This window comes from Clostridioides sp. ZZV14-6387, from assembly GCF_020657835.1.
Lineage (GTDB): Bacteria > Bacillota > Clostridia > Peptostreptococcales > Peptostreptococcaceae > Clostridioides > Clostridioides difficile_A.
The window spans coordinates 1-11,136 of record NZ_JAGWCW010000003.1 but is presented as its reverse complement, the minus strand read 5'-3'; the positions used below and the strand labels follow the sequence as shown (position 1 = coordinate 11,136).

Annotated in this window: 12 protein-coding genes; 2 read left to right on the top strand and 10 right to left on the bottom strand. The window is 26.8% G+C overall.

Annotated elements, in window-relative coordinates:
- Positions 1-87 precede the first annotated feature (87 nt).
- The 10 genes from KGF38_RS02370 to KGF38_RS02325 all read right to left on the bottom strand — a co-directional run bounded on the left by KGF38_RS02370 (position 88) and on the right by KGF38_RS02325 (position 9,515).
- Positions 88-777 (bottom strand): Crp/Fnr family transcriptional regulator, encoded by a 690-nt coding sequence (locus KGF38_RS02370; protein ID WP_054270698.1) that lies wholly within the window; start codon positions 775-777, stop codon positions 88-90.
- Positions 778-843: 66 nt separating this feature from the next.
- Positions 844-1,689: a MurR/RpiR family transcriptional regulator gene (locus KGF38_RS02365; protein ID WP_054270699.1), complete on the bottom strand. Its 846-nt coding sequence runs from the start codon at positions 1,687-1,689 to the stop codon at positions 844-846.
- 18 nt (positions 1,690-1,707) lie between these two features.
- Entirely contained in the window at positions 1,708-2,595 is an 888-nt protein-coding gene (locus tag KGF38_RS02360) for an ROK family protein (protein WP_074179739.1), read from the bottom strand.
- 57 nt (positions 2,596-2,652) lie between these two features.
- On the bottom strand, positions 2,653-3,456 hold the full coding sequence (locus KGF38_RS02355; RefSeq protein ID WP_074179738.1) for a sialate O-acetylesterase: 804 nt from the start codon (positions 3,454-3,456) through the stop codon (positions 2,653-2,655).
- Between the two features lie 160 nt (positions 3,457-3,616).
- Complete coding sequence (locus tag KGF38_RS02350) at positions 3,617-4,069, bottom strand: YhcH/YjgK/YiaL family protein (RefSeq protein WP_054270702.1); 453 nt, start codon at positions 4,067-4,069, stop codon at positions 3,617-3,619.
- Between the two features lie 135 nt (positions 4,070-4,204).
- Positions 4,205-5,707 (bottom strand): sodium:solute symporter, encoded by a 1,503-nt coding sequence (locus KGF38_RS02345; protein ID WP_054270703.1) that lies wholly within the window; start codon positions 5,705-5,707, stop codon positions 4,205-4,207.
- Between the two features lie 32 nt (positions 5,708-5,739).
- A complete protein-coding gene (locus KGF38_RS02340; RefSeq protein WP_074179737.1) occupies positions 5,740-6,621 on the bottom strand; it encodes an N-acetylneuraminate lyase in 882 nt (293 codons plus the stop codon).
- Positions 6,622-6,690: 69 nt separating this feature from the next.
- Positions 6,691-7,362 carry an N-acetylmannosamine-6-phosphate 2-epimerase gene (locus KGF38_RS02335; protein ID WP_054270705.1) on the bottom strand — a complete coding sequence of 224 codons (672 nt, stop codon included), beginning with the start codon at positions 7,360-7,362 and terminating at the stop codon, positions 6,691-6,693.
- 275 nt (positions 7,363-7,637) lie between these two features.
- Positions 7,638-8,129, bottom strand: a complete 492-nt coding sequence (locus tag KGF38_RS02330; protein ID WP_074179736.1) for a zinc ribbon domain-containing protein — start codon at positions 8,127-8,129, stop codon at positions 7,638-7,640.
- A gap of 21 nt (positions 8,130-8,150) precedes the next feature.
- On the bottom strand, positions 8,151-9,515 hold the full coding sequence (locus tag KGF38_RS02325; protein WP_074179735.1) for a zinc ribbon domain-containing protein: 1,365 nt from the start codon (positions 9,513-9,515) through the stop codon (positions 8,151-8,153).
- A gap of 444 nt (positions 9,516-9,959) precedes the next feature.
- On the opposite strand from KGF38_RS02325, the gene KGF38_RS02320 reads away from it, so the two are divergent.
- Complete coding sequence (locus KGF38_RS02320) at positions 9,960-10,301, top strand: helix-turn-helix domain-containing protein (RefSeq protein WP_054270708.1); 342 nt, start codon at positions 9,960-9,962, stop codon at positions 10,299-10,301.
- A 76-nt stretch (positions 10,302-10,377) separates the two neighbouring features.
- Positions 10,378-10,884 (top strand): ImmA/IrrE family metallo-endopeptidase, encoded by a 507-nt coding sequence (locus KGF38_RS02315; protein ID WP_074179692.1) that lies wholly within the window; start codon positions 10,378-10,380, stop codon positions 10,882-10,884.
- Positions 10,885-11,136: the final 252 nt, after the last annotated feature.

Here is an 11,136-nt window from a genome sequence, read left to right as displayed (position 1 = left end):
ACAAACTTAATACAAATATTGGCGAATTACACAATAAAAAAGAATCTATAAATAGATTCTCTTAATAATGTCTTTATTTAGTTACAATTAATTGCTTTTAAAGTATTTTGATAGTTCAATTTCTTTAACATAAAAGCCTTTACTATCAATCTTTATAAGTTCTTCCTTTTGCAATACTTTTACCATTCTAGAAACAGTTTCTCTTTTACATCCAAGCATGTCAGCTAAATATGTAACTGTAATGTTTACATTTAGTAAAGTCCATTCACCACAACAAATTCCAAATTCTTTACTTAATCTATATAGTTTTGCTGCAAGCTTTTTATCTACTTTTATAGATATAGAATTTTTTAACTGTCTGTATAGACGTCTTATTCTTCTTTCCATATAAGAGATAATATCTTTTGTAAGTTGAAAATCATTTTGCATAATTTCTAAAAATTCTTCTATACTGTAATAAGCTACAATTGAGTTTTCAAATGCCTCACATCCTACAGTAGAATTTTTACTAGAATCAAAGGTAATATCATTTATAATTTCACCACTATTTAATATGAAAATTACTTTTCTCTCACCATTTTCACTTATCTTAAAAATAGACATTTTTCCATCTAAAAGTACATAAACACTGTCTAAGCTATCTTTTTCATAAAATAGAATTTCTTTTTTTTGTAATCTTTTTAGTTTAGCTTTTTCCTTAAGTTGATTCTTTGTTTTATCACATAAATTATTAAAAATCATTACTTTATCAATATTATAATCTTTTAATTTAGACATGTAATATCTCTCCATTCCTAAATTTATAAGAAAGCTCTATAAAACATTACAAATTTCTTATTTTATTCATTCTTTAAACAATTTTATAGCATTTGTTGTTTTAATTTTTCTTTCAATAGCTTCATTAGAAAGTTCTTTTACTACCTGTGTATATACTAAATCAATAATGAAAAATTGTGCTAATTTGGAAGATATTGAACCAGTTTCCAATACAGTTTCTCCTGATACATAAGATAAGTGTACATCTGAAATATCCTTTAATTCAGAGTTTTTATTTTCAGTAATTGATATAATTTTAGCATTATTATCTCTTGCAAGTTTTACAGTTTTTATGATTTCCTCAGTTTCACCAGAATGTGAAATCGCTACAATTAAATCGCCTTCTTCCATTATGGAAGACATCATTATCATTGTATGGCTACTATCAAAGCTCACACAATTAAGTCCTATTCTCATAAATTTATAGTTTGAATCCTGTGCTATTATACCAGAATATCCAATACCTATAAAATAAATTTTCTTTGCATTTATTATAAGTCTTGCACAATTGTGAACATCAGTACTATTAATTATCTCTACAGTATTCTCTAAAGTAGTTACATTTGAATTTAAAAGTTTCTTTGCTGTATCCAAAGCTGGTTCATCATTTTGTATATTTTTATTTATAATATTTTTTTTGTTCATGGTTGATATCTCTTGTGCTAAAGTTACCTTGAAATCTTGTAACCCACTAAAGTTCATCTTTTTTACAAATCTAGTTATAGTTGCTTCACCAATGTTACTTTCTTTCGCTATTTGTGATATTGGCTTATAAAATACATCCTCTATATTCTCTTTTATATAAGTTATCAATAATTTATCTGACTTTGTGACTTTAAACGTTGGTGATTCCAATTGTTCTAAAATACTCATTAAAAACCCTTCTATTCTTTATATTTTATTTAAAAAATTATATAATGCCCCAAGCATTCCTGCATCATTTTGTCTATTTGCAAATTCTACATTAGTATTTTTGTAAACTCTATCTATAAGAACCTCCTTTAATGCTTTGTCTATTTTAGGTTTTAGAAATTCCTCCTGTGCCATAATTCCACCACCTAAAATTACTACTTCTGGATTTATTACATAACATATATTTGCGATTCCAACTGCTAATGATTTTATCATATTATTGAGCTCTTTTAAACAATCTTCGTCATTATTCTTTGCTAAATCAAAAATTATTTTTCCATTTAAGTCATTTTCATTTAAACTCTTTATTTTTGCTACTTTTTTAACTAGACTACTAGTAGATGCTAACTCTTGAAAAGAACTTCCATTTATATTCATATATCCTACTTCACCAGCACTATTACTAAATCCATTTATTAGTTTATTGTTTATTATAACACAACCACCAATTCCAGTACCTATTGTCAGGCATACAGAAGATGTTGCACCCTTTCCTGCTCCAATCCACATCTCACCAAGTCCAGCACAATTAACATCATTTTCAACTTCACATTTTACATTAAATTCTTTTTCTATCTCTTTTTTTAATTCCATACCTTTATAGTTTGGAATTAGCTCTTCTAATGCAAATAATATCTTCCCCTCAATTGGGTCAACCATACCTGCAGTAGATATACATATACCACTTATGTCATTTTCTTCTATATATTTTTTCACTATCTGTTTTATTTTAGATAATATTCCTTCTCCACCTTTTTCCTTTGCTTCAGTATCCATACTTGATTTATCAATTATAAATCCATCTTCCCTAATAAATCCATATTTTATTGAAGTACCTCCAATATCTATACAAACGTAATTTTTCATAGCATATCTCCATACAAATTATTTTTATAAATTAACAACTCTATTTAAAATCTTATATTACACAAATTTTTTACTTATCTTTTCCAATTCACAAATATATTTCCTTGCTTCTGATAAATCTATTGTATCACTTAATACACTTTTTTCCTTAGTTATATGATACTTATAAATATTTTTACATAAGTCCTCTCCTAGCATATTAAGACCTTCTTGATTATAATGAACATCGTCAATAGTTAAGCCTTTATCATGAAATTGCATAGCAATTTTACTTCCCACACACAGTATATCACATTCATTACAAGCAGATTCTTGAGCTGCTGCAATTCGTCTAGTTCTAATAAAATATTCATCTTCTCCAAGCCAATAACCAGTTAAGCTTACAAACATTTTATCAATCATACATTCTTTTTTAAGTCTATACGCAATCTTTTTTAAGCTTTCTTTATAGTATAAGGCATCGCTACCATATTTTGCATCACTTTCACCTTGAATCCAAATAACATACTTACTTTGTATATTATAATGTTTACTTAAAGTACTACATCCTGCATTAAATTTTTCTATAGTATCATTTAGAAACCAGTTATTATCATGATTCCAATTTTTTATTCTTGACCCATCTTTTGCATTATGAATAAAACAAACTTTATTTCCAGTGAACTTATTCCATTCATTTGAAAATGCAGGTGCTATAGTACCATCACCTTCTGAAGTCTCTAGCTCACACCTCATATTTATAATTTCATCAGTACTCAAATATTCAAAACAATTTTCATTAGGAATAACACTCTCTTTTTGATTTCCTAATCCTCTGGCATTACTTTGTCCTATTAATAAAAATACATCTATATTTTCCATGATTTAACTCCTCTATAAAATTTTAACTTTTTGATTACATCCAATTTTCATTATAAAAAACTAAGGCTGAAAATAGTAATCTAACTAAAATTTACGAAATATCACTAATCGCTGAAAGTTAAATCACTATTTTCAGCCTTAGTGGTTGTATAAATCCTCATTATCTAACCAAAACCTTAAAAATAGCTTTTTTGATATTTTCTTTTTCTAAAACTTTTATTGCTGTCATATGAGCATCTTCTGGATAACACACTAAGAAATCATTTTTTCTAAGTTCTACATATCCATTATTTTTACCATCAAGGGGTAAAAAATCTCCCTCTTCTTCATATGGTTTTTGCTCTAAATTTTCTATAAAATTTAAGTCTATTCTTTCACATCCATCAAGCATTAAGTGTACATCTATATACTTCTTATGAGCTTCCCAGAATCTTTCTTCTTTTTCGCAAGTTTTATACTCTACAATATTCACAAAAATATCATCACCATCTATTGTATAAGTACCTTTTTCATAATCTATTAATGAATTCTCTTTAGCATATTCGAAACATCTAAGTAAATCTTCATGTAATGTTGAATATGTCTTACTATGATTTATATTTCCAAATATCATAAGCATTGTCTCCCTATATAATTTTAAATACATTTTTTTATACTTTTACATATAAATTGTATTCTACAGTCCTATAGAGTAACTAAATTATTTATCTAATCACTCTATAAGACAATTTATCATTTAAACATCATATTATTTTTCATAATAAACAGTCGTTTCAGCTCTTGGTAAAGATACTTTTGCTTTAACCTTAGCTTCTATTGCACTAACTATTGTACCTACTACAACAGAAGTAGTTATTGTTATTAAAGAATATGCCCAAGAAGTTACTTCTGGCATACGATATTTTAGATAAACAACCAAAATTGCTGATATTATAAATCCAACATAAGCTCCCATTTTAGTTGCCTTTTTACAAAATGCTCCAAGCACAAATACTCCTGCCAGAACTCCTAAAACTAGTCCCATGAAACTATTGAACCATTCATATGCTGACTTTATTTCTCCATTTGCTAAGATTATTGCAACGACTATAGAAAGTATACCTACACCTAATGATATATATTGTGCTATCTTAGTTTGTCTTTCCATACTTATATCTTTTGTTATTATAGTTTGTATATCTAAAGTCCAACTTGTAGCAACTGAGTTAAGTCCTGTTGATAAAGTTGATTGAGATGCTGCATATATTGCTGCAAGTAGTATTCCTGTTATACCTACTGGTAATTCATAAGCTATATACGATGCAAATACTTGGTCTTGCTGAACTGTTTGAGCTAAATCTGGATTTTGAGTATAGTATATAAATAAACAAGTTCCAATTAGATAAAACACAGTTGCAAGTCCCATTGATAAAACACCATTTCCATATGTCATTTTGTTAAGTTGCTTTATATCAGTTGTTGTAGTAAATCTTTGAACTATATCTTGACTTGATACATATGATGAAAAAGTATTAAGACCAGCTCCAACAAATATTATAAATGCACTTGTAGATAGTATATTTTTATCAAACATAACTTCATTAGTTGCTAAGAATTTATGTCCACTTGTAAGTGTATCCATCACTGTTCCAAAACCACCATTTATACTTGCTATTAAATAGAACAATGTCCCTGTAACACCTACTATTAGTACCATCCCTTGTATAAAATCGGTCCATAAAACAGCCTTTAATCCACCTGTATATGAATAAATTATTGCTATTACGCCCATAACTACTATCAATACATTTACAGGTATTCCTGTAAGACCAGCTAGAACCACTGATGGAAGATACATTATGATAGACATACGTCCTATTTGATATATTATAAACATTAAAGCTCCAATTACTCTAAGACCTTTACTTTCGTATCTCATTTCTAAGTATTCATATGCTGTATCTATTTCTAGCCTACTGTACAAAGGCAAGAAAAATTTTATTGTCAAAGGTATTGCTATAAACATACCTAATTGTGCAAACCATAAAATCCAAGTTCCACCATAAGAATTTCCTGCTAATGATAAAAACGATATTGGACTTAATAATGTGGCAAATATTGATACTGATGTAACCCACCAAGGAATAGTCCCATCACCTTTGAAGAACTCTTTTCCTTTCATTTCCTTTTTTGAAAATAACAACCCTGCAAATAAAACTGCCAATAAGTAAACTACCAGTATTGCAAAATCTATCCAAGTAAATCCTACCATTTTACTAATCCTCCCATACTAAAAGTATTTTATTAAAAATACTTTCTGTATATTTCTTTTGCTATTGATTTCATTTCATCAGTTGCTTCTTTCATAGGTTGTCTACAATATCCAGCTTCAACACCTTGCTCTTCAAGTAGTAATTTAATTGTTTGATATAGACCATTTCCTAATATATCTGTTATTAAATCATTAGTCACATGTTGTACTTCAAGTGCTTCTGATATTTTTTCATTTTTAGTTAATTCAAATATTTGTCTGGCTCTGATACCGTTTACATTAAATGTAGAACCAATTGCTCCATCTACTCCTAAAACTGTAGCTGGCAACATCATTTCATCAAATCCTGCAAATATTAATTTATTTGGGAAAGTTTTTCTCATTCTTTCTAATAAATAGAAATCTGCTGCTGTAAATTTAACACCTATTATTTTTTCATTTTCAAATAATTCTCCAAATTGCTCTAAACTCATATCAACACCAGTTAAAAATGGTATAGAATATATTATTAATCTATTATCTACAGAATTTATTATTGTATTGTAATAGTGTTTTATTTCTTCAAAATCAAATTTATAATAAAAAGGTGTAACAGCACTTATAGCATCATATCCTAAATCAGTTGTAAATTTAGCAAGTTCCACAGCTTCTTTTAAATTAACTGAACCAACCTGAGCTATTAATTTTATTTCTTCTTTTACTTCATCTTTAGCTATTTCAAATATTCTTTTCTTCTCATCAGTTGAAAGCATGAAATTTTCTCCTGTACTTCCCCCTACATAAAGACCATCTATTTTACAAACATCTATGTTATGTCTAATTATTTGTCTTAACCCTTTTTCATTTATATTTCCTTCCTTATCAAATGAAACTAATAATGCTGAATAAATTCCCTTCATATCTGTTGTTCTCATATCCTTACCTCCAATTTTAGTTTTTAAATATAGTTAAATATAATAATTTTTTAATTTATAAATTAATTTTTAATTAATTTCAATTGCTTTAACAAACTTTTCTGTTATTAGTTGTGGTCTTGTTATTGCTGAGCCTACTACTGATGAATGAACACCTAACTCAAATACCTTTTTTAAATCTTGAGGAGTATTTACCTTTCCTTCAGCTATTACAGGTATTTCTAAATCTTTAACTAATCTTTCCATTAGTGCAAAGTCTGGACCTTCTAAAACTTCTGTATATGGAGTATACCCAGATAGTGTAGTTGAAACACAGTCCACACCATACTCTTGAGCTTTAACAGCCTCATCATAGTTTGAAACATCTGCCATTACTAAAACCCCATTTTCTTTTATATACTTTATAATTTCCTTTAAATCTTCATTATTTGGTCTAACTCTATTAGTGGCATCTAAAGCTATCATCTCACACCCTGTTGTCAGAAGCTCATCAACCTCCTTTTTAGTTGGTGTTATATATATATCTGAATCTTCATAATTTCTCTTTATAATACCTATAACAGGAAGTCCAGTAACTTTTTTTATTTCAATAATATCATCAACCCCTTGAGCCCTAATTCCAACAGCTCCACCTTCCATAGCAGCCTTAGCCATTCTACCCATTATAAAAGGGCTATGAAGAGGTTCATTTTCTAAAGCTTGGCATGATACTATTAATTTACCCTTTACCTTATCTAGCATTTTTTCAATTACCTCATTTCTGAAATTTATTTTCTTGATTTATGTATTAATAATAACATGAAAACTTTTTCTTTGCAATATTTTTTCATATTTTTTTCTTGTTTCTATATTTTTACCAGTTTATTCCATGTATTAGCTTGTTTTTCATATTTAAAAGAAATTTTATTTCATTTTTTTGGTGTTTATTTTCATTTTATATAAGTATTCTTATAAATACTCCTTTTAAATTATTTCAATAAAAAAACCCATGTACACTATACATAGGTTTCCCAATATTACTCTAAATCCATTATAATTTTTCTACCACAGCATGGACAAAATTCAGACTCTGAATCTATTTCACTTTCACAGTAACCACAAACTATAAAATCACCAGATTCATTTTCTAACTCAAATTTTTTACCACATTCCGCACAATATTTATCATTTACACTTCCAACATAACCACACTCACAAGTTACATTACTTTCTGCGATTTCCATTTCATTAATTTCTATATTTTTTTCATAGATTATCTTATCGAGTTCTAGTAATTCATCACAAAACTTATCAAAACTTTCATCATCAAGAGAATCTTCTCTAATTTTTTGATATGTTAGTATTCCCATTTCTAAGAATATCTTTGCTTTCTTTTCTTGAATATCCTCAATCTCTCTATTTATCTTTGATTTCTCTTTATATAATTCAACTTTAAATTTTCCGTTACCAAATTTTTTCTTAACTTTAGAAAACTTATCGTCTACTGTATTCTTAGTATTTTCTTCCATAGAAATTTCCTCCAATCATATTTAATCAGCTGAGTTTAGCTTATACCCTATTAAAGATATCACAAAACTATATATAAATGAAATTATAATAGTTTGGAATACTTTAAATTGCATTATTAAAGTTGCACCATAACTAGTTGTATTAAAGAAATTAATATTACTATCAAGTATAAATGTGCTAAATAAAGCCAGCATACCCATTAAAAATGCATAATACACACTAAACACTATTACAGGCTTGATATTATCTGTGTTATACTTAAATCTCAATTTATATCCATTTAACAATAGTATTAATGCAGATAAAGCTCCCATTGCATAAAACATTAATTTAGTATCTCCAAATAGAGATGATGAGCCCAAACTAAATATTGATACTGTTGAATTTATTATAGTAACTGAAATTCCATTTGCAAAAGCCCACATATAACTAGCTATTTGTGGCAGTATAGCAAATAAGTTTGCTCCATTTGAGTAACTACTCATATCTAATTCGTTTAAGTAGCTACTATCAGATACAGTTAGTACAAATAGGATTGCCAATACTAAAACATATCCTAATATAAATATCTTTATAGAATTTGAAAAAAGAGACATATACATATTTTCTTTTTCATAACTCTTTTTGTAATTAGTTATATATGTACATATAAATCCTAATACAAATCCATTTAAAAGAACACTAAAAAACTGATAACTATATTCTAGTGCATAGCCATACTCTAACATACTATGTGAACCAGTCTTTACATTAGTAAAAACAGATAGAACAGCTAAAATTAATCCATAAAGAATCCCAACTCCTAATGAATTTGCTAATGTAGTTTTTGAGTCTTTACATCTTTTTCTCATAAAAATTAAATTTGATATTATTAATCCTAGAATAGGGATTATAAGTAATATTAACAATCCTATATTAGCATTTATAAATCCAGAACCCATCATAGTAGACATAGATACACTAATCTGACCCAAGTTAAGAGCTAGAATTATATGTGCTGGATTTATTAAATAACTAATATCATTAAATTGAATAGTTATTACAGCTTTAAATATCAATGCAATAATAAATAATATAAATACATTTGTAAAGGTTGTTAAAAATATTCCTCTTGTATTTGCATGATGTGAAAGCTCTTTTATTTTAGATTTTAAGTCTAATTTTGTTTCAAATGGTTTTAAAGATGCTACTTCATAAAGCTCATTTCCACAAAATTTACAGTAATTATCTTTAGAATTATTTTCTTTGCTACAACTAGGACAAATTTTTTCTTCTTTCTTTTTAAGTGTGAAGTTGTTATTTTTTATTTTTCTAGTTAGTTCGCCTGTTGTTTTGGAATAGTTATTATGTGAATAATTCATATTATTTATTTTTTTTTCATCCATTTTTTCCCTCCAAGTTTTACTGTTGTAAATTATCAAATATAACTATATCATATAAAACTTAATTATACCTTAATTGGATATATTTATCTATTTTATTTGTTTATTGTTGTTATTTTTTAACAAGTGTTGGTATTTCAATAATTTATTAATGTCAGTTTTGTTGTTTATGTTTTATTATGCTTAATTTAAATTTATTCTATTCTTTATTTTCAGTGGCAAGATGATGGCAAGTTAGGTTTTGCCACCATTTATTTTTGATTCCAAAATTAAGTTATAAATAGTTATTATTATGTTACTTATAACTATATAAATTTAGTACATAGTTTATGTTTTAATACAAACAAAGCTTATCAATATTTAAATGCACTTTTCTGTTAACTTTTCCGAAATAAGTTAACATTGTCATAAACTTATGCTATACTTTTTATAAAGGGGGTTTTATTTATGTCAACTTTTGGTGAGAGGTTTAAACTTTTAAGAACAGAAATGAATCTAACTCAAGAGGAACTTGTTGAAAAATTTAATAAAGTTTATCTTACGAGTTTTAATAAATCAACAATATCACAGTATGAAAATAACAAAAGAAAACCAGAAATAAACGTTTTAGAAAATTGGGCAGATTTTTTTAATGTATCTATTGATTATCTTTTAGGGAGAACTCTTGTTAGAAATCACATAGATACTGTAGCAACGCATAAATCTAATCCTAACAAAGTTTTACCAGAAGAAGCTCAAGAGCAACTTAATGATTATATAGAATTTTTAATAAGCAAATATAAAAAATAAATATTTAGAGCAGTTCACACCTGCTCTTTATATATAACAAAACTCAAAAATACATTCTTTTTATAGGGGGATTTCCATGAATAAACTAGACGCACTTTTAGATTTAGCAAAAAATGAAGAAATAGAAATTTACTACACTGACAAAATAACAGATGACATAAAAGGATTGTATATAAACAAACAAGGGCTAAAAATTATATCACTACTTAATTCATTAAAACAAAATAAGACTAAACTAATAGAAATTTTAGCAGAAGAATTAGGACATCATTTTACCAGTGTAGGAGATTATGTATCTTCAGAAAACAGCTACAAAAATAAAATATTGATAGATAAAACTGAAGAAAAAGCTCTAAGATGGGCAGGTGAATTTCTTTTAGCAGAAGAAGAGATAATACATGTTATTAATTCATATGCCACAAATGTCTATGAAATAGCTGAGGAATTACAAGTTAGTGTAAAATTCTTATTAAAAAGATTAGAATTTCTATCAAGAAAGAAAAACATGTTAGACTTAGGAAATAATAGATTCCTAGTATTAACTAGCTTACCAAATTTCTACATATATGAGGATATTTTTTAAACTCTTTTATTCTACTTTTATAGTTTATTATTTAACAAATACATATTTAAATATAATTATAATAAAATGTATATAAAAACTAGGTAATTGTAAGAATATCAATATAATATCATAGTATAAACTGAATAAAAAAGATTCATATAATATTGTACATAAAAAAAATATATAAAGAGCAGTTAATCTGCTCTTTTATATAAATATAAAACTTAATTATAATAAAATACTAATTGAAAAATTCATTTAATATTAATT